General features: G+C 70.3%; 19 protein-coding genes, 1 tRNA gene and 1 pseudogene. 13 read left to right on the top strand and 8 right to left on the bottom strand.

Annotated features, from left to right (window positions below):
- Positions 1 to 262: 262 nt before the first annotated feature.
- The 6 genes from ispD to HOY81_RS12030 all read left to right on the top strand — a co-directional run bounded on the left by ispD (position 263) and on the right by HOY81_RS12030 (position 6834).
- On the top strand, positions 263 to 1027 hold the full coding sequence (ispD, locus tag HOY81_RS12055) for a 2-C-methyl-D-erythritol 4-phosphate cytidylyltransferase (protein ID WP_237320296.1): 765 nt from the start codon (positions 263 to 265) through the stop codon (positions 1025 to 1027).
- Positions 1017 to 1595, top strand: coding sequence for a 2-C-methyl-D-erythritol 2,4-cyclodiphosphate synthase (ispF, locus tag HOY81_RS12050; RefSeq protein ID WP_237320295.1), 579 nt, complete (start codon positions 1017 to 1019; stop codon positions 1593 to 1595). The genes ispD and ispF overlap by 11 nt, the downstream gene beginning before the upstream one ends.
- Positions 1596 to 1816: 221 nt before the next feature.
- The gene (locus HOY81_RS12045) at positions 1817 to 2221 is read left to right on the top strand and encodes a PPOX class F420-dependent oxidoreductase (protein WP_237320294.1); all 405 of its coding nucleotides are present in this window, start codon (positions 1817 to 1819) and stop codon (positions 2219 to 2221) included.
- A gap of 91 nt (positions 2222 to 2312) precedes the next feature.
- Positions 2313 to 3719, top strand: a complete 1407-nt coding sequence (gene cysS, locus HOY81_RS12040; RefSeq protein ID WP_237320293.1) for a cysteine--tRNA ligase — start codon at positions 2313 to 2315, stop codon at positions 3717 to 3719.
- 87 nt (positions 3720 to 3806) lie between these two features.
- Positions 3807 to 4748, top strand: coding sequence for a 23S rRNA (guanosine(2251)-2'-O)-methyltransferase RlmB (gene rlmB / locus HOY81_RS12035; protein WP_237320292.1), 942 nt, complete (start codon positions 3807 to 3809; stop codon positions 4746 to 4748).
- A 280-nt stretch (positions 4749 to 5028) separates the two neighbouring features.
- A complete protein-coding gene (locus HOY81_RS12030; RefSeq protein ID WP_237320291.1) occupies positions 5029 to 6834 on the top strand; it encodes a DoxX family membrane protein in 1806 nt (601 codons plus the stop codon).
- A 351-nt stretch (positions 6835 to 7185) separates the two neighbouring features.
- On the opposite strand, the gene HOY81_RS12025 is transcribed toward HOY81_RS12030, so the two are convergent.
- From HOY81_RS12025 to HOY81_RS12015, 3 genes are all read right to left on the bottom strand, one after another.
- Positions 7186 to 7980 (bottom strand): nucleotidyltransferase family protein, encoded by a 795-nt coding sequence (locus HOY81_RS12025; RefSeq protein ID WP_237320290.1) that lies wholly within the window; start codon positions 7978 to 7980, stop codon positions 7186 to 7188.
- A gap of 20 nt (positions 7981 to 8000) precedes the next feature.
- Complete coding sequence (locus HOY81_RS12020) at positions 8001 to 8429, bottom strand: hypothetical protein (protein ID WP_237320289.1); 429 nt, start codon at positions 8427 to 8429, stop codon at positions 8001 to 8003.
- 309 nt (positions 8430 to 8738) lie between these two features.
- Complete coding sequence (locus HOY81_RS12015) at positions 8739 to 9857, bottom strand: ABC transporter ATP-binding protein (RefSeq protein WP_237320288.1); 1119 nt, start codon at positions 9855 to 9857, stop codon at positions 8739 to 8741.
- 209 nt (positions 9858 to 10066) lie between these two features.
- On the opposite strand from HOY81_RS12015, the gene HOY81_RS12010 reads away from it, so the two are divergent.
- A tRNA-Thr gene (locus tag HOY81_RS12010) sits at positions 10067 to 10143 on the top strand.
- A 52-nt stretch (positions 10144 to 10195) separates the two neighbouring features.
- On the opposite strand, the gene HOY81_RS12005 is transcribed toward HOY81_RS12010, so the two are convergent.
- Entirely contained in the window at positions 10196 to 10384 is a 189-nt protein-coding gene (locus HOY81_RS12005) for a hypothetical protein (protein ID WP_237320332.1), read from the bottom strand.
- 11 nt (positions 10385 to 10395) lie between these two features.
- Here HOY81_RS12005 and HOY81_RS12000 point away from each other — a divergent pair, with 11 nt between their 5' ends.
- Both HOY81_RS12000 and HOY81_RS11995 read left to right on the top strand, forming a co-directional pair.
- Positions 10396 to 10953 carry an N-acetyltransferase gene (locus HOY81_RS12000; RefSeq protein WP_237320287.1) on the top strand — a complete coding sequence of 186 codons (558 nt, stop codon included), beginning with the start codon at positions 10396 to 10398 and terminating at the stop codon, positions 10951 to 10953.
- An 85-nt stretch (positions 10954 to 11038) separates the two neighbouring features.
- Positions 11039 to 12190: a DUF4238 domain-containing protein gene (locus HOY81_RS11995; RefSeq protein WP_306423471.1), complete on the top strand. Its 1152-nt coding sequence runs from the start codon at positions 11039 to 11041 to the stop codon at positions 12188 to 12190.
- Positions 12191 to 12256: 66 nt separating this feature from the next.
- Here the strand turns inward: HOY81_RS11995 and HOY81_RS11990 are convergent, their stop codons facing one another.
- From HOY81_RS11990 to HOY81_RS27340, 4 genes and pseudogenes are all read right to left on the bottom strand, one after another.
- Positions 12257 to 13933 (bottom strand): hypothetical protein, encoded by a 1677-nt coding sequence (locus tag HOY81_RS11990; protein WP_237320286.1) that lies wholly within the window; start codon positions 13931 to 13933, stop codon positions 12257 to 12259.
- Positions 13934 to 14461: 528 nt separating this feature from the next.
- Positions 14462 to 14707: pseudogene (locus HOY81_RS11985) on the bottom strand (site-specific integrase); the annotation flags it as partial.
- Between the two features lie 33 nt (positions 14708 to 14740).
- A complete protein-coding gene (locus tag HOY81_RS27345) occupies positions 14741 to 15379 on the bottom strand; it encodes an IS3 family transposase (RefSeq protein ID WP_308340982.1) in 639 nt (212 codons plus the stop codon).
- A 216-nt stretch (positions 15380 to 15595) separates the two neighbouring features.
- Complete coding sequence (locus tag HOY81_RS27340; RefSeq protein WP_308340981.1) at positions 15596 to 15904, bottom strand: transposase; 309 nt, start codon at positions 15902 to 15904, stop codon at positions 15596 to 15598.
- A gap of 211 nt (positions 15905 to 16115) precedes the next feature.
- Here HOY81_RS27340 and HOY81_RS11975 point away from each other — a divergent pair, with 211 nt between their 5' ends.
- From HOY81_RS11975 to HOY81_RS11960, 4 genes are all read left to right on the top strand, one after another.
- On the top strand, positions 16116 to 17300 hold the full coding sequence (locus HOY81_RS11975) for a helix-turn-helix domain-containing protein (protein WP_237320285.1): 1185 nt from the start codon (positions 16116 to 16118) through the stop codon (positions 17298 to 17300).
- 249 nt (positions 17301 to 17549) lie between these two features.
- Positions 17550 to 17930 carry a hypothetical protein gene (locus HOY81_RS11970; RefSeq protein ID WP_237320284.1) on the top strand — a complete coding sequence of 127 codons (381 nt, stop codon included), beginning with the start codon at positions 17550 to 17552 and terminating at the stop codon, positions 17928 to 17930.
- Positions 17927 to 18151, top strand: a complete 225-nt coding sequence (locus tag HOY81_RS11965) for a hypothetical protein (RefSeq protein ID WP_237320283.1) — start codon at positions 17927 to 17929, stop codon at positions 18149 to 18151. Before HOY81_RS11970 ends, HOY81_RS11965 begins: the two co-directional genes overlap by 4 nt.
- Positions 18152 to 18265: 114 nt before the next feature.
- A complete protein-coding gene (locus HOY81_RS11960) occupies positions 18266 to 18910 on the top strand; it encodes a hypothetical protein (RefSeq protein WP_237320282.1) in 645 nt (214 codons plus the stop codon).
- The last annotated feature ends 84 nt before the right edge of the window (positions 18911 to 18994 follow it).

The following is an 18994-nucleotide window of genomic DNA, read 5'->3' as shown; positions in this document are numbered from 1 at the left end:
CCCGCGGGCGTCAGCGTGAACGCCGCACAGGAATGCCGCGGTGCCCGGGACGCTACTCCGTTGCCGGGCGCTGCGGCATGTCGTTTTCCGGGCCCGCGCCGGGGCGGGCACGGCCGTTCAGTACGCTTCGTGCTCTCGGGCGTGCCGGGCCCGGGCAGCTCGCTCGACCGGTCGTCACGGAAGGGGCCGTTCGAGGCGTCGCGCCCGGCACGCTGTGGCCATACCCATGTCGGCTGAGGACACAAACCTGAACGTGCAACCAATGTCAGATCACCCCGCCCCCGCCGCCCCGGAGCCCCGCACCGCAGCCGTGATCCCGGCGGCCGGGCGCGGCGTACGCCTCGGCGCCGGTGCGCCCAAGGCGCTGCGGGCGCTCGGCGGCACACCCATGCTGGTCCACGCCGTACGGGCGATGGCCCGTGCCCGCGCGGTCTCCCTGGTCGTCGTGGTCGCCCCGCCGGACGGCGCGACCGGCGTCCGCAACCTGCTGGACGAGCACAACCTGCCCGACGTGCTCGTGGTCCCCGGCGGCCCCACCCGCCAGGAGTCCGTACGGCGGGGCCTCGCGGCCCTCCCCGACGACATCGCCACGGTCCTGGTGCACGACGCCGCCCGCCCCCTGGTGCCGGTCGACACGGTGGACGCCGTCGCCGCCGCCGTACGGGACGGGGCCCCCGCGGTCGTGCCGGCGCTGCCGGTGCCGGACACCGTCAAGCAGGTGGGCCCGGCGGAGCGGCCCGGAGACCCGGAGCCGGTGGTCGGCACGCCCGACCGCTCCCTGCTGCGCGCCGTGCAGACCCCCCAGGGCTTCTCCCGCGCCACCCTCGCCGAGGCCCACGCCCGCTTCGCCCGCACGGACGGCGCGGCGGGCGACGGCGCGACGGACGACGCCGGCATGGTCGAGCGGCTGGGCGTGCCCGTGGTCCTGGTGCCCGGGCACGAGGAGGCGTTCAAGGTCACCCGGCCCCTGGACCTGGTTCTCGCGGAGGCCGTTCTCGCCCGGAGGAGGGCCACCGATGGCTTCTGACCCCGCGGAGACGGCCCGCCCCGGCGGCGCGGACCCCGGAGCCTCCGCGCCCGCGGACCGCACCGCCTGGCCCGGTACCCCGGTGCCGCCCCCGGCGGCCACCCCCCGCGTCGGCATCGGCACCGACGTGCACGCCTTCGGCCCCGGCCGTGAGCTGTGGTGCGCCGGCCTGCACTGGCCGGACGCCGGGGACGGCCTCGCCGGGCACTCCGACGGCGACGTGGCCGCGCACGCCGCCTGCGACGCCCTCTTCTCCGCCGCCGGGCTCGGTGACCTCGGCGCCCACTTCGGCACCGCCCGCCCCGAGTGGGCCGGCGCCTCCGGGACCGCCCTGCTCGCCGAGGCGGCCCGGATCGTACGGGCCGAGGGCTACACCGTGGGCAACATCGCGATCCAGGTGATCGGCGTGCGGCCGAAGATCGGCACCCGGCGTGCGGAGGCGCAGCGGGTGCTCACGGAGGCGGTGGGCGCGCCGGTGTCCGTCTCCGGCACCACCACCGACGGCCTCGGCCTCACCGGCCGCGCCGAGGGGCTCGCCGCCGTCGCCACCGCCCTGCTGCTCGCCTGACGCGGGAGCCGCCGGGGCGCGGAGCAGCCCGCCCCGGCGCCGCCCCCGGCCCGGCAGCCTGCGCCGGTCCCGAGCGCCCCCGCCCGCCCGAACCCGCTCGCGCTCGTACCCCGGCTCGCGCGGGGCGGCGTACCCCCCGCGCGGCGCGGCATCGCCGTACGGGGAAGGGGGAAGCGGAGAATCGCGGTACCCGAACGTCACCCACCGAAGAAGGGAACGCCGTGGCAGCCGAGCTCTCCGACAAGCTCAAGAGCGTCCTCGACGGAAAGATCTTCATCCAGGTCGCCACCCTCCAGCCCGACGGCAGCCCGCAGGTCTCGCCGGTCTGGGTGAAGCGGGACGGCGACGAGCTGCTCTTCTCCACCACCGTCGACCGGCGCAAGACCAAGAACCTCCAGCGCGACCCGCGCGTCACCGTGGTGGTGCAGCCCGCCGACGACCCCTACACCTACGCCGAGATCCGCGGAACCGCCTCCGTGACCACCGACGGCGGCCCGGAGCTGATCGACGAGCTGGCCCGGAAGTACGCCGGCAAGAACTACGCCGAGTTCAACCCCGAGGCCCACAAGGACGCCCAGCGCGTCGTCGTGCGCGTCACCCCGCGCAAGGTCGTGGGCCGCCTCTGACCCGCGTCCCGGGCCCGTCCCGCCCGGCCGCCCCGCGGGCGGCCGGACGGGCCCGCACGGGCACCGCCCGCGGCCGACTACGCTTGTCCCCGTGACTCTTCGCCTGTACGACACCAGCGCCCGGCAGATCCGCGACTTCACCCCGCTGCGGCCGGGGCACGTCTCGATCTACCTGTGCGGTGCCACCGTGCAGGCCGCGCCGCACATCGGGCACATCCGTTCCGGCCTCAACTTCGACATCCTGCGCCGCTGGCTGCTGTACCGCGGTTACCAGGTGACCTTCGTCCGGAACGTCACCGACATCGACGACAAGATCATCGTGAAGGCCGCCGAGCAGGACCGCCCCTGGTGGGCCATCGGCTTCGAGAACGAGCGCGCCTTCACCGCCGGCTACGACGCGCTCGGCTGCCTGCCGCCGACGTACGAGCCCCGGGCGACCGGCCATATCCCCGAGATGATCGCCATGATGCGCGAGCTGATCGACCGCGGCCACGCCTACGCCGCCGACGGCAACGTCTACTTCGACGTCCGCTCCCACCCCGGCTACCTGGCCCTCTCCAACCAGGAGCTGGACAGCCTGCGGCAGCCCGAGGGCGAGGGCGAGACCGGCAAGCGCGACCCGCGCGACTTCGCCATGTGGAAGGCCGCCCGGCCCGGCGAGCCGAGCTGGGACACGCCCTGGGGCCCCGGCCGCCCCGGCTGGCACCTGGAGTGCTCGGCGATGGCGCACAAGTACCTCGGCTCCGCCTTCGACATCCACGGCGGCGGCGTCGACCTGGTCTTCCCGCACCACGAGAACGAGATCGCCCAGTCCCAGGCGTACGGCGACGACTTCGCCGCCTACTGGCTGCACAACGCCTGGGTGACCATGAGCGGCGAGAAGATGAGCAAGTCGCTCGGGAACTCCGTGCTGGTCTCCGAGATGGTCAAGCGGTGGCGGCCCATCGTGCTCCGCTACTACCTCGGCACCCCGCACTACCGCTCCACCATCGAGTACAGCGAGGAGTCGCTGCACGAGGCGGAGGCCGCCTTCGGCCGTATCGAGGGCTTCCTCCAGCGGGTGACCGAGCTCGCCGGGGAGGTGGCCCCGGCCGACGGGGTGCCCACCGCCTTCGCCGAGGCGATGGACGACGACCTGTCCGTCCCGCAAGCCCTCGCCGTGGTGCACCAGACCGTCCGGCAGGGCAACTCCGCGCTGACCGCCGACGACAAGGACGCCGCGGCCGCCCATGCCGCCGAGGTCCGCGCGATGCTCGGCGTCCTCGGCCTCGACCCGCTGGACGAGCGGTGGACCGGCGCCGGGGCCGCCCGCGGCGAGGACCTGCACGGCGTCGTCGACGCACTGGTCGGCCTGGTGCTGGAGCAGCGGCAGGCGGCCCGCGCCCGCAAGGACTACGCCACGGCGGACGCCATCCGCGACCAGTTGCAGAGCTCCGGGCTGGTCATCGAGGACACCCCCGCGGGGCCGCGCTGGGAACTGCGCGGCGGCTCCCGGTAGCCCGCCGGGGCCGCCCGCCGCGGCGGCCCCGCCCCCGTCACCCCATTCGGCAGCACACCGCAGACGCAGACAGAAGTAGGTGGCCTCATGGCCGGGAACAGCCAGCGCCCCAACCGGCGCACGTCCAGCAAGAAGGGCGCGCAGGTCGGCAGCGGCGGCAAGCGCCGTCGCGGGCTCGAGGGCAAGGGCCCGACCCCGCCCGCCGAGATGCGCAAGGGACACGCCAAGCAGCGCGCCGCCCAGGCCCGGGCGCGCCGTGCCGCGCCGCGCCGCGGCGGCGCCAAGGGGACGGCCGAGCTGGTCGTCGGGCGGAACCCGGTGGTCGAGGCGCTCCGCGAGGGCGTACCGGCCACCACCCTCTACGTCCAGCAGTTCATCGACAACGACGACCGGGTGCGCGAGGCCGTCCGGATCGCCGGCGAGCGCGGCACCGTCCACCTGCTGGAGGCGCCGCGTCCCGAGCTGGACCGGATGACCAACCGGCTGAACCACCAGGGCATCGTCCTCCAGGTCCCGCCCTACGACTACGCGCACCCCGAGGACCTCACCGCCGCCGCCTTCGACGAGGGCGAGGACCCGCTGATCGTCGCCCTGGACGGCGTCACCGACCCGCGGAACCTCGGCGCCGTCGTCCGCTCCGTCTCCGCCTTCGGCGGCCACGGCGTCGTGGTCCCGGAACGCCGTGCGGCCGGCATGACCGCCGGCGCCTGGAAGACCTCCGCCGGCACCGCCGCCCGTACGCCGGTGGCCCGCGCGACCAACCTGACCCGGGCCCTGCAGACGTACCAGAAGGCCGGGCTCACCGTCGTCGGCCTGGACGCCGACGGGGACGTCGAGCTGCCGGCGCTGGAGGCGCTGGACGGTCCGGTCGCACTGGTGATCGGGTCCGAGGGCAAGGGGCTCTCCCGGCTGGTCGGCGAGACCTGCGACCTCCGGGTGCGCATCCCCATGCCGGGCGGTGCGGAGTCGCTCAACGCGGGCGTGGCCGCCGGGGTCGTCCTCTACGAGGCGGCGCGCCGCCGCGCCTGAGGGTCCGGGACGGACGGCGCGGGCCCCTCAGGCGCAGGACGGAGGCGCTGCGCGCCTGCGGGAACGTCGGCGCGGGCGCGCCGGCCGCAGCGCCCCCCGTCCCCCGCACCCCGGTGCCGGCCCGTGCGGCGGATCCGTGCCGGGGCGTGCCGCCCCGGGGGCAGATCCGACCGGAACCGATCGCTCGGTGTGGCCATCCGGCCGTTTGACGAGACCTTGACGGGTCTCGGACAGATCGACCGGTTCGTGGCAGTGTCTTCTGCGTCCATCACTCGGTTAGATGAGTGTGGACACCAGAACACCCCGCACAGCCTCCGGGGGGACGCCGCGCGGTTTCCTCGACGAGGAGCCCGTGCTGAGTACGGTCAAGGTTCCCTGCGACCCCGCCCAGGTCGTCGTGAACCACGCGAGCTTCCGGGTACGGCTCGCCACACCCGTCCCGCACAACGCCGCGCTCGACACCGCGCGCCTGCGCGCCGCGCGGGCCCGGGCGGCCGCCGTCCCCGCGGGGGCCGGAGGCGCGGCGCCGCGGCCCGCCAGACGGCGCCCCGTCGTCTGGAGCGGCCACACCAACCCCGAGGACACCGGGACACACCGGCTGCTCCAGACGGTCCGCGCCGGCACCGCCGGCCCGTCGGGGGCGGTACCGGCGCCCGGCGTTCCCGCCACCGGCGCCGGGCACGCCGCCGCCACCACGCAGACCCTGCCACGCGTCGACGAGCCCGCCTCCCCGCTGGTCGTCGGCCCACGCGACCCGGAACCGGCGGAGACGACACAGCCGTTGCTCACGGGTCTCCGCCCGGCCCGTGGCGCCTACGACCTGGACACCGGCGAGCCGGTCCGTACGGCCGGCCCCGGGGAGCCCCCCGCAGGGCGCGCGCCACACGGCCCGTACGGCACCGGCCGGGCGGGCGGAACCGGCGGGCGGCCGTACGGTGCCGCCGGCCCGGACACCGCCACCGGTCCGGACGACGGCCCCGACACCCGGGAGACCGTGCGCATCGTCCGCCGCGGTGCGGACCCGGTGCGGCACGCCTACTACCCGGGCCGGCGGATGAACCTGGGCGTCGTGCTGCTCCCGCTGCGCGTCTTCCTCGGCTTCATCTCCATCTACGCCGGCATGGGCAAGCTCTGCGACCCGGTCTACTTCGACGGCGGCGAACGCGGCTCGATGGTGACCTGGCTGCGCTCCCTCGAACCCTGGACGATCGCCGCGCCGCTGCACGAGTTCGCGCTCGCGCACCCGGTCGGCGCCGGGCTCACGGTCGCCTTCCTCCAGGTCATCGTCGGCGTGCTGACGATGTGCGGGCTCTGGCAGCGGCTCGCCGCGGGGCTCGGCGCGCTGCTCTCCGCCGCCCTGCTGGTGACGGTGAGCTGGCGCACCGTCCCGGCGTACGACGCCCCGGACATCGTCTACCTCGCCGCCTGGAGCCCGCTGATCATCGCGGGCGCACCCGTCTACTCGATGGACGCCCGGTTGGCGGGGGAGGCATGGCGGCGGCTCGGCCCCCGCACCGACATCTGGGACCTGCGGCGCCGGGTGCTGCGCCGCGGCACCACCCTCGCCGCCGTCGTCACCGGGCTCGCGCTGCTCGTCGGCGCGCTGCTCGGCGGCGCCGTACGCTCCTCCCGTACCGTCACCGTGCCGGAGCCCGGCGAGCCGCCGACCAACCACCTCCCCGGCTCCCCGCTCCCCGGCGAACCCGGCGGCCGCGAGACCCGCAGCACCCAGGGCCCCGGCTCCCGCGCCCCGGAGGCCGGGAACTCCCCGGGCCCGTCGGCCTCCAGCTCCGGTACGCCGAGCGGCCGCACCAGCGGCACCGGGTCCTCGCCGAGCCAGCGGCAGACCGTACGGGCGCCGCAGCCGACGGCCCCGCCGGCCGCCGAGGCCCCGGAGACCGCACCCTCCGCCGGCGCCACCGGTACGCCGGGCGGTACCGCCTCCGGCAGCGCGACGACCGGCGCCAGCGGCGGCTCGACCTCCCGGGAGTCCGGTTCCTCCGGCGGCTCCTCGGAGACCTCCGGGTCCTCGGGCGGCGAGGAGGGCGGCAGCAGCGGCGGTGCGCTCGGCGGGCTCCTGGGCTGAGCCGCCCCGCCCCAGGGGGTGGGCCGCGTCCTGCGGCCCACCCCCTGCGCGCGTGCGCCGGCCGTCCGCGCCGCTCCGGTCCGTTGCGGGCGCGCCCCGGGCGAGGCCCCGGTGCGGGCGAGCCCGGCGTAGCCCGTACGGTGCGGGCGCGTCCGGAGCAGCTCGCGTCACACGGCACCCCAGCCGCCGGGCGGCCCGGCCGTCCCCGGGCCGCGCGGGCGGGCATGCGGCGTCACACGGCCCGCTCGTCCGGGCATGCGCCGACCTCACGACCGGCCAGGCGCCGCCCACGCCTCGTGCCCGGCTCGGGCACGCGCCGCTCCCGCTCCGGCAGCGCCCCGGTGGGGCGCCCTACCGCTCGCCCGTCAGCTCCCGGGCCGCCTCCTCCAGGTCCTTCGCCGTGTCGATGGCCCGCCAGTACGCCCCCTGCGGCAGCGGAAAGCCCGCGAGCAGACGCTCGCGGGCGAGCCGCGGGAAGGTGGTGCGCTCGTGGTCGCCGCGCTCCGGCAGCAGCCCGGTGAAGGCGGCGGAGAAGACGTAGACGCCCGCGTTGATGTGATACGGCGACAGCGGGGACTCGATGAAGTCCAGCACATGCCCGAACTCGTCGGTCTCCACCGCGCCCCACGGAATCCGCGGGCGGGCGAGGGCGAGCGTCGCGGTTGCGTCACGTTCGGCGTGGAACTCCGCCATCTCGCGCAGCGAGAAGCGGGTCCAGATGTCCCCGTTGGTGGCGTACCAGGGCTCCTGCGGGCGGGGCAGCGAGGCGGCCGCGAAGCGCAGCCCGCCACCGCGTCCCAGCGGCTCCCGCTCCACCACGGTGCGGACCCGCAGGGGCAGTTCGGCGCGCTCCAGCCACTCCTGGAGCACCTCGGCAAGATGACCGCAGGAGACCACCGCGTCCGTCACACCCTCCGCGGCCAGCCAGGCGAGCTGATGCCCGATGATGGGCGTCCCGGTGCCCGGGATCTCCACCATCGGCTTGGGACGGTCGTCGGTGTACGGGCGCAGCCGCGACCCCTGACCCCCGGCCAGGACCACGGCCTGGGTGGGATGTGCGGGGTACGGCTGCGCCGGCGCCTGCTGCCGCGCGGGCGCCGGCTCCTGCCTCGGCGCCCGTACGCGGTCCGGCTCGTCACGGGTCATGCCCGCACCCTACGAGCCGGTCAGTCGAACTGCGCCACGCCCTGCGCGTAGGAGGTGTCGCAGACCGGGCGGGCGAACGCCTGCGCGCGGTGCACGGCGCCGCCGTACTTCTGCACCGCCGCGCGCCCCAGCGCCCGGGCGATGCCGGAACAGTGCCGGGCGAGCGACGGGCGGCGCTGCATCTCGCGCTGCAGGCTGGTCAGCGCGGTGCCCGGGTCCTTCTCCTGGAGCTGGGCCACCAGGCGCTCGCGCAGCACGGCCTGCGGCGCGCGCGACGCCTCCGTGCCCCGTGGGCTGGAGGCCTTCTCCGCGGCGGCGGTGAGGATCTGCGAGTCGGACGGCGCGGACGCCCAGGGCACGCGGGTGACCGCGAGCGTCCCGGAGAGGACGAGGACGACCGGGAGGACAAGTGCGAGTGATCGGCCGATTCGGCGGGCTGCGTGGTTCACGGTGGCGATGGTAGCGAGGAGTAGCGATGTGGAGACATTTGGTCACTCTGATGAGGGAGATTAATTTTGCGGTGTTCGAGTAGGGCGCCGTACAGACCGCCGGCCGCCCGGCCCCGCAGTGTCCCGACCGGCCCGCGCGACCACGGCGAACGACCCGCGCCCGCCGCCCTTTCACGGCATACCGCTCCCCCCGCATGCTGCTCGCCCCGCACGCCGAAAGGGGCCGTACGCCCCGGAGAGTCCGGGAAGTACGACCCCTCTCACGCCACGTCCCGTGCGGGTGCTGCGAACCCGCCGGGCGCGGTGCGGTCAGTCGCTCAGACGCTCACCGGTGGAGGTGGAGAAGACATGCGTCTCACCGGCCTTCGGCACCACGTGCACCAGGGAGCCCTTCTCCGGCACCTGGCGGCCCCCGACCCGGATCACCAGCTCCTTCTCCTGGCCGCCGATCTGGGCGTTGCCGTAGATGTAGCCGTCCGCACCGAGCTCCTCGACGACGTCCACCCGGACCGGCAGGCCCGCCGGCTCGTCCTTGGCCAGCGCCTTCGCCTCGCCGTTGACCAGGTCGAAGTGCTCCGGGCGGCAGCCCACGGTCACCGTGGTGTCGCCCTTCTCCGTGGCCGAGGCCAGCGCCTCGCGCTCGACCGGCACCACGCTGTTGCCGAACTTCACGCCGCCGTCGATGATCGGCAGCTCGACCAGGTTCATCGCCGGGGAGCCGATGAAGCCGGCCACGAAGAGGTTGGCGGGCTTGTCGTACATGTGCCGCGGTGAGTCGATCTGCTGCAGCAGCCCGTCCTTCAGCACGGCCACCCGGTCGCCCATCGTCATGGCCTCGACCTGGTCGTGCGTGACGTACACCGTGGTGATGCCGAGCCGGCGCTGCAGGCTGGCGATCTGCGTACGGGTCTGGACGCGGAGCTTGGCGTCGAGGTTCGACAGCGGCTCGTCCATGAGGAAGACCTGCGGCTCCCGGACGATCGCGCGGCCCATCGCCACACGCTGCCGCTGACCGCCGGAGAGCGCCTTGGGCTTGCGGCCCAGGTACTCGGTGAGGTCCAGGATCTTCGCCGCGTCCTCGACCTTCTGCCGGATCTCCGCCTTCGGCACACCGGCGATCTTGAGCGCGAAGCCCATGTTGTCGGCGACCGACATGTGCGGATAGAGCGCGTAGTTCTGGAACACCATCGCGATGTCCCGGTCCTTCGGCGGAAGGTGCGTGACGTCTCGGTCACCGATCCGGATGGCGCCTTCGTTCACGTCCTCGAGGCCCGCGAGCATGCGGAGCGAGGTGGACTTTCCGCACCCCGAGGGGCCGACGAGGACGAGGAACTCGCCGTCCTCGATCTCGATGTCGAGCTTGTCGACGGCGGGCTTGTCGGCTCCCGGGTAGACCCGGGAAGCCGCGTCATAGGTGACCGTGGCCATGGTCCTGTGTCTCCTTCACCGGCAGGTACGTGCCGGACGATCCGTAGTAAAGGGGGTCTGTCCTCCGGCAGGACGCTTCCCACCGGGAGGACGTTGCGGTGACGTTAACCCGGCGTGGCCACCCTTGTCAGCAGGTGTGCCGCAGGGAAACCACCCGTCGCCACCCCGTCACCACCCCGTCGCGGACCGGTACACTGCACGGGCGGCAGGCCGCCTTAGCTCAGCTGGTTAGAGCATCTGTCTTGTAAACAGAAGGTCGTCGGTTCGAATCCGACAGGCGGCTCCAGCTCAGAGGGCCCCTGCGGAAGCGCAGGGGCCCTCTGACATCAGTAGGGGGCTCAGTCGGCATTTCCGTCGCCGATCGCGCCCCCTTCCTCGTCACCTGAGCCGAGCGCGTCGTCCAGGCGATTGGCGGCAGCCTTGAGTGTCGTGTCCATCACGTGGGCGTAGGTGTTCAGCGTCAGCGTGATGGTGCTGTGCCCGAGCGTCTCCATGATGGTCCGGGCATCCACGCCCTGGAGGAGCAGCAGCGAGGCGCATGTGTGCCGCAGGTCGTGAACCCGTACTCGGCGGATTCCGTGAGGAGGCCGCAGCTTGGCTGCACCGCCTCGGCAGCGACCAGTGGCAGCGCCCGTATCCGGCGGACCGCCTCCTTGCGGCGATCGAGGCAGGGTCGGTATTCATGGTCACCGATGGGGATGTCACAGCGGCGACGATCACCCTCGACGCGCAAGCGGAGGAGGGGCTCTGGACCGATCAGGAACTGGGAGAGCCGTCCCTGTTCATCACCAAGCTCACGGTCGCGCGCAGCCATGCCGGCCGCAACCTCGGCGGGCGGCTGCTCGACTGGGCAAGTGATCGTGCTTACCGTGCCGGCGCGAAGTGGCTGCGACTCGATGCATGGACGACGAACGAGGGCCTCCAGCGCTACTACCTTCGGCAAGGGCTCGAACACGTGCGAACGGTACGGGGCGGCGTCGCTGTGAACGGCGGCCCGCGGGTGTCTGGGTGGCTAGCACAGCGACGCACATGGCCTGCAAAGCACGGGTTCCAGGACACAACCTCCCCACCCACTCGCAGGTCTAGTCAGGTATGAACAGCCGGATGCGACCAGCTCCGGTGCAGGCGACCGATCTGGTGCGCGGCTGACGGAACCGCTGTGGCGGGCTCGAAAGGCTCGGATGAGGTACTGCCGCCTACTCGATATGTACGGAGGAAAAGTGGCTCAGCGCGTGCGGCGGCAACACACTGTATCTAGATTTTACCTGAAAGGGTTCGCTGACGCAGCAGGCCGAATCCGTCGCCTAGCCCTGCCGGGGGAGCCTGCGGTAGTGCTATCCACCGGCGACGCGAGCGTGATCAAGGATTTTTACACGATCACATTGCCCGACGGTTCCAAGTCGGACTTTTTTGAGAAATTATTTGGCGACGTGGAAGGTGCTGCCGCAGAGGCGCTGCGACGCATCCTCTCGGGCATTTGGCCGATTGGCGGTGAACACAGAGAAGCGCTTGCTGAATGGATCGCTCTTCAGCACCTGCGGTCGGAGGACGTTAGGTCTGGCCAGGGGCACTTCAACGCCGAAGTGATCCGACTACTTGTCGGAGTCTCTGGTAAGGAAGCTCTGCGTGTACTGATCCAGAAAGCCGAGTCTAGGGTAGTTTCTGACGAAGAGCTGGACTGGGAGTGGCGAGACATCACCAAACCTGGAGGTCCTGACCTTGTTGCAGACATAAATCAGCACCTGCGTCTTCTAGTAGACCTGCTTCCCGGGACCACGGCATACCTACACGACTGCCACTGGACCCTTTTTCAGTTCAAGAGACGATCCATCATCACTTCTGACCACCCTGTCTCTCTTATTGAATCCTTGGACCACCCAGAGTGGCAAGGAGTCGGCATTGCGACAGCCGAGATATTCCTGATACCACTCAGTCGCCGAGTGGCCATGACGATTCAGCCTCGGCGAAGACTCTCCAAGTTCCTGGCAGAAGAGGCGAAGGTTCCGGATTTCATTCAACAAGGCACAACAAGCATCGCCAGAACTATCAATCAAGAGACGGCGGTGAGGGCAAGAAGGTACGTCTACCACCATCCCGACGAGTCGCCGCTCGGGGGGCTATACCTGCCTCAGCCGGACACTCGCGGCAGACCTTGGATGAGTAACGCAACCGGACTGATTCGCGAGGAGGGGCTGTTCAGTGGCATGACGGAGCAACAGCTCCACGCGCTGAGAGAGGCGCGTCCCTCGGGGCAGAAAGAGCGGAGTATGAGCATCGACGATCTCCCGTGGCCGATACCCGGCCGTCGCGCACGGTACGAGGGCGGACCTTGACCAAGCGGATTGCCTACGGGGCATTGGCGGTGCGTGCAAGCGGCTAGTGCATGCTTTTGCCAGCTGCTATTGCTTCGAATTCTGATCCCGCCACTCGGCTGCGGGCCCGACGAAGGAGTAGCTTCCAAGCGAAGCGTCTCTTAGTCTCATTACTCTATCGAGCAGTTCATTAACGCGCTCATCACATACTTCCATGTCCTCTGATAGAGCAATGAAAGCCTCGTGTATCGCAGGGGAGACGTGTTTCACGGCTCTTGCTGCCTCCAACATTGTGACAGCAGTCAGTGCATCCATTGTGTGGCCCCGAGCTGTGCGGATGGAAGACTCCGCCCCGTCGAGCTGAATTTTCCAAAGGATTTCCCGAGCCCCGTCTTGTCTCACGCGAGCATGGGCGTGAGCGAACTCCCCTAGCGCTCGGTTCAATGCGTTGAGGCGCTTCCACCCTGCGGCGATTATCCAATCCTTCGGTGTCGTTTGTCGAGAATCCTCAAGCCGCCTCGCCTTTTCGGGCTTTAGGCTCCATACCCGCATTCTCGCGCACTGCTCAAGCAAGATTCGCATCTGTGCTAGTGCACGATCGTCATCCTCAAGCCACAGCCAAGAGGCAGTGCGCAGCACCGAAGAGCACGTGGCAGCCGCGTCTGCCTGTGGTTCTCCGTGCTTCCAGACCGCGAGTAGTCCAGCCATCTCGGCTGCAAAAACATACTTCGTTGCTCGAAATTCCAGGCCATCCAGATTGAAATCGGCTCCTAGTTCGCGCTTCTCGCTTGCGAGCGCTTTCAGGGCGTGGTGAGCTGCACGGGATCGCCGCTCGGCAAAGGCGAGGTGCGCCATCTCGTCATCGCGGTATAGGCGGCCTGCCGGCCTTCTGCGGTGCAAGACTTCAGTGTGGGCACTACGGATCTGCGCGTAGTACTCCAGGACGTCCGACTGCAAACCTGTGCGGGGCAACAAGGGCTCTAGCAGCATCAAAGGAGGGGGCGTGTCGCCAGCTGGCAAGGTGTCTGGAAGCGCAAATAGGTACCTGCTAGGCAGTTCAGGTATTTGCTCTTCTTGCGCTAGAGTCGCTAAACAGAGGCGAAGCTGTCGAAGATTCAGTCGCATAACGTCGATGAGGCAGGAGGATGCGTCGCTGAAGGAGGGCGGGTTGGAACCCAGTAGATCGGCCGCTTCCCAATGCACTATTGGGAGCCAAGGGCCGCGTCCGTGCAAAAATTCAGACAGCTCACCCATCATTTGTTCTGGGTATACCGTTTTATCGTCGCCGAGGTGTACTCCGAGTCCCCTCCCTTCGTTTGCATGTGACTCGTTTTCCCAGGGGAAGATAGCCTCTTCTAGTTCGAATCCGTATTTTCTGACGTGTTCGTACAATGTGACCGGCGATAGGGGGTAACTTGAATGGCAGTGCGACCAAGCGCGTGCCGCGAAACTTCCAGAGGACTCGCCCGCACGATGGCGCACGCCGCAGTTGTAGGCAGCGTTTTCCGTCCATCGTTCGAATTGAGTCCGCAGTACTACCGCAGCTCCGACGAACTGGCCGCTGAAAATGAATCGCGCAATCTGATACGCGCTATCTATGCCCCAAGCGATCTGGTCAATCCATCTTTCGCCTGTGTGCATGGGGAATCTATTTCTTGTGGCACCCAGCTTGTGCAAGGCAAAGTCCATCGTTGAAGCTGAAGCGAGCACTTCCAGGACAGCTTCCGTTGCCAAGTTAGACGCAGCCGAGGACATGTTCGCCATGCGTCGATTGTGTCTGGCTAGCAGTGCCTCCCCGATGTATTTGTGATGTCGACGCGCTATCTCCTCATACTCCTGAACAGTGGAACCGTGCTTTGCGGCACGTCTCTGTGCTCTGTGGGCGTAGCGCGCTTGGCGGCGCTGCCGCTCCTGCTCCGTCGTAGGCGACTTCCGAAGCTCTGACCGTCTCCTGCTTGCTCTCCCCATGTGGCCCCCTGTGATGCCCCCACAATGGTGCCCGCCCTAGTGGCCCTGTGTCGCCTGGTTATGCCTCCCTGTGACATCAGCGCCTGACATCAACAAGAACGTACGCAGGCGGTCCTCCAGGTAGGGCCGACAGAGCCAAGTGGGGACGTCCCCGCCGGGGCTCCCACTGGCCGAGACGCCGAGTGGCGGTGCCCACGCCTTGTAAACAGAAGGTCGTCGGTTCGAATCCGACAGGCGGCTCCGGCTCAGAGGGCCCCGTCCCATGATCGGAACGGGGCCTTCTCGCGTGAGTACAGCAGCGAAGTACAGCAACCGCCGTGATCGCTACGGACCGGGCGGGACCTCCCGGCTCTGGCCGAAGCCCAGCGTCAGCCGTTGCAGTGCCTCCCGGATTTCCTCGTCACTCGCCTCCGCGTAGACGTCGAAGGTGATCGTGAGCTGTGACTGCCGCAGGATGCGCTGCGCCACCTTGGGGTGCACCTTCAGCGCCACCAGGAGTGAGCCGGTGGTGTGGCGGGTGTTCCGGAGCGGGATCTGCCGCACGCCTGCCTGCCGGATGCGCACGGCAAAGGGACTGCTGCACGTATAGGTGACAGTCGGGTTTCATGCCGCGAGAGCGGCGGGCCTCATGGTCGTCTCGTACTCGATGGGCGTCAAACGGCCCAGCCGTAGCTGTCGGCGGCGCCGGTGGTAGGTCCGCTCGATCCACGTGACGATCGCGGTGCGGAGGTCCTGCCGGGTGGTCCACGTGCGGCGGTCGAGGACGTTCTTCTGCAGCAGAGCGAAGAAGGACTCCATCGCGGCGTTGTCGCCGGCGGCGCCGACTCTTCCCATGGACCCGGTCAGGCCGTGGCGGTGCAGAGCGTGGACGAACTTCCTTGATCGAAATTGGGACCCGCGGTCCGAATGGACGACGCAGCCGGCCACGTTCCCTCTCCTGGTGACCGCGTTATCCAGCGCGTTCACCGCGAGGCGGGCCTTCATCCGGGTGTCGATGGAGTAGCCGACGATCGGGCCGGAGAAGGCGTCCTTGACCGCGCACAGGTACAGCTTGCCCTGGCCGGTGGGGTGTTCGGTGGTGTCGGTCAGCCACAGCTGGTTCGGGCCGGTCGCGGTGAAGTCGCGCTGGACGAGATCGTTCGTGGACGGGCGGCCCGGGTCTCTTGCCGTTCTTCGATCGCTTCTTGCCGAACGCCGACCACCAGGAGTTGTCCCGGCAGATCCGCCAAGCGGTCCGCTCACTCATGCGCTCCCCGGCCGTCTCGGCTTCGCCGGCGAGGAAGCGGTAGCCGAACTCGGGATCGTCGCGGTGGGCGTCGAACAGCGCGTTCGCGCTGTAGGCCGCGGTGACCTCTGAGCCGGTCACGGGCTGACGCAGCCAGCGGTAGTAGTGCTGGCGAGAGAGCTTGAGTACTCGGCACGCGACCGCAACGGGGACTGAGTCGGCGGCGAGCTCTCTCACGAGCGGGTAGAGCCTTTTCCCGGCAGGTTCGCCTGCGACAGGTAGGCCGCCGCGCGGCGCAGGACCTCGTTCTCCTGCTCCAGCAGCCGGACCCGCTTCTTCAGCTCACTGTTCTCCGCCGACTCAGACCTGGTGACGCCGGGCTTCTCGCCGTCCTCGATCGCGGCCTGGCGGATCCACTTCGACAGCGTCATCTCATGGACGCCGAAGTCCTTCGCGATCTGCGCGAGGGTGACGCCCTTCTCGCGGTTGAGCGCGACGCGGACCACGTCGTCACGGAAGTCTTGGGGATAGGGAACTGGCACGACTACATCCTTCCAGGCCGCCCTACGGGCAAGCCAGATCAGATGTCACCCGATCATGCAGCAGTCCCTGAGGTGATTATTACCCAGTCGATGCACCGCGCCCTCCGGGCACACGACGGTCCCCACCCCGCAAGGGGCTGGGGGCCGTTGCCGTACCAGCGGAGCCGACCGCGGGTACCGTTCTGGGTGTCAGCACAGAACGGAGACCAGTATGCACCGCACTGCCGAACAGTACGCGGGTGCGCGGATCAAGCGTGCGCGGAAGATCCGACGGTTGACGCAGCGTGAGCTCGCTGATCTGTCGCATGTCTCGTACTCCACCGTCACGAAGGTCGAGCAAGGCGTGATGCCGGCCAGCCCGTCCGTCATCGGCGCGCTGGCCCGGGCCATGTCCATCCCGGTCACCGACCTCACTGGCCAGCCGTACGTGGAGGAGCTCCAGGCCGATGACCTGGACAAACTGATCCAGCCGATCCGTGATGCGCTTGACGTCTACGACCTCGGGCCGGACCCGGACGTCACGCCGCGCCCGCTGGAGGAGGTCCGCCAGGACGCGGAGGCGATGTGCGTGGCCGTTCGGGCCGGAGACTTGAAGAAGGCCGCCGGCGGGCTGCCGTCGCTGATCTGCGAGGCGACGACGCTGGCGCACACCGACGGTTCGGACCGGGCGTGGCGTGCCCTGGCCTCGACCTACCGCACCGCGTACGACGTCACGACCAAGCTGGGGTATGTCGATCTGTGCACGGTCGCGCTGGACCGCATGGACTGGGCAGCGCACCGGGGCAGCGATCCGGTGACTTCGGCCATCCGCCAGTACATGCGGTCGCTGGTGCACCTGCGGGCCAGCCAGTACGGCATCGGGCGGCGCCTGGTGCGTCTGGGCCTCTCCACGCTGGAGCAGGCCGTCCCGGGCCGGGAGCGCGACGTGGTCACCGGACAGCTCCACCTCGGCGCAGCGGTGCTGACCGCCCGTAGCCAGGACGGTGACAGCGCCGACGGACACCTGGCTGAGGCCCAGCGGATCGCCGGGCGCACCGGCGAGGCCGTGAAGATGCACTGGCTGGCGTTCGGGCCGACCAACGTGGGCGTGCACAAGGTGTCCACCCTGTCCGAGCAGGACCGATACGAGGAGGCCGTGCAGGAGGCGAGGGGACTGACGGTGCCGGGGGACTGGCCGAAGTCGAGGACGAGTCATCACCTGGCGGAGGTCGCGCGGGCGCAGCTCTGGATGGGCGACACTGACGGGTCGTTCGCCAGCCTTCAGGAGGCGCGGCGGACGGCGCCGCAGCAGACGAAGTATCACCCGCTGGTGCGGGAGACCTTCGCGGGTCTGGAGTCCGCGAAGCGGCGGATGCCGGGCACGTTCGCGAACTATGGCTCGTGGCTGGGCATGTAGCGCTCACAGCACGTCAAACCTCTGGCCCCGGCTATCAGTCACCTCTGATAGTTGGGGCCTTTCTGCCCGGGAGGATTGTGACCGTCAGCACACGATCCGTTCATGGAGCCGACCATGACGAGTAACCGAATCCCCGGGCAGGCGGCCCGCCGCAGCTCCCTCTCCGACATCGCGACGGGGCACATGCCGTCCGGCAGCACCGTCCCCTCCCTGTCTTCCGCGTGGGCCCCGCCCGCAGGATCGGAAATCATGGCCCAATCCTGCGGCCAGTGGTGGGACGCCGTAAAAGCCAACTCCTCCATCGGGGACCGGGCCCTGGCCGCCCTCGGTGACGCCAACGGTGCGGTGATCCGGGACAACTGGAGCCACTACCTCTACTGGCTCGTCCCCTGCCGCGCGGCAGACGACTGGGTCCTCAACCCGGCCTCCGCACTCACCGACCCCAGCTACGTCCGCATCATCGGCACCGCCGGCTACGTCGCGGTTCCCGGCCGCGACCGTCTCCGCGGAGACGGCGTGTACTGGGCCCGCCCCTACCGCGCGGATCACTGCCTCACCGACCCCGAGCTGCTGCGCCTCGCCCTCCAGGATGCCCTCGACCAGGTGCTCGGCGAACACGTCACCGCGTGACCCCGGCGGACCGGCCCGCCCTCGGGCCCGACGGCCAGACCTGGCTCGTGGGTGAGTGCTGGCTGTACTGCGAGCGGCAGGACGTGCCCGTGACGTGGGTCGGTCCGGCGCAGTGGCTCGGCCAGCACGCCCCTGTCTACGCCTGCGCCCCATGCCTCCAGCGGCTCACGGCCAAGGTCCGCGCCTACCTCCTGCACAAGGACGCCCCCGCGCCGGCCTGACCGGCCAGTGCGCCGCCGCCCTGCATGCCGCTCGTGGCCGCCCGACTTCGCCCTCCTCGGGCCGCCGCACGCCCCCGTTTGCACCCTATGAGCCGAACATGGAAGGCACCGACCGTGAGACCGCCTACCGGAGCGCCCCCGGCGCCCAGTGTCGTCCCGTACATCACCGCCCACCAGCGTGAGCCGCACGTCTCACCGCCGGTCGTACGGCGCTACGGCTGGGGTGGGCAGGGCCTCGGCTACCGGAACGAGACGCCGTACGACCGGGACGCTGACGGCGCCCTGTGGGTACGGCAGGCGATCGTCCCGAGGGACCGCCGCGGGGAGCCGCAGTTCGAGACGGTGCATGCCCTGCGGCAGCGGCGAGCGATGCTCGACCTGCTCTGCCAGGTGTGCGGTAAGCACACGATCCCGGAAGATGAGGGGCGGCACCTGTTCTTGTTGCGGGACGTCGGCCGGCCGGTGGCCGAGGGCGAGCGCACCACGGCACCGCCGCTGTGCGTGCCCTGCGCAGGCACGGCGGTGGAGGAGTGCCCGCCACTGCGCCGTGGGCATGTCGCCGTACGTGTGCAACACGCCCCGGCGTGGGGCGTCGCCGGCGTGCTGCACGACCCGGAGACGCTGGAGCGCATCCCGGGGCGGGAGCTGGAGGAGGTGTCCTACGGCTCGCCGCTCCTCCGGTGGGTGCTCGCTGCCCGGATGGTCGTGAGCCTCCACGGGTGCGTCCCGGTCGACTTGGACGCGGAGCTCGCCGGATGACCGGCGAGCAGGCATGCGGCTGCGGTGAGAGGGACCGCAGCGTGGGGGGCCGGCGGCGGCCGGCCCCCCACACCTGGGCCCCGC

This window comes from Streptomyces sp. JJ36 (assembly GCF_021696945.1).
Lineage (GTDB): Bacteria > Actinomycetota > Actinomycetes > Streptomycetales > Streptomycetaceae > Streptomyces.
This window is presented reverse-complemented; position numbering and strand designations above follow the sequence as displayed.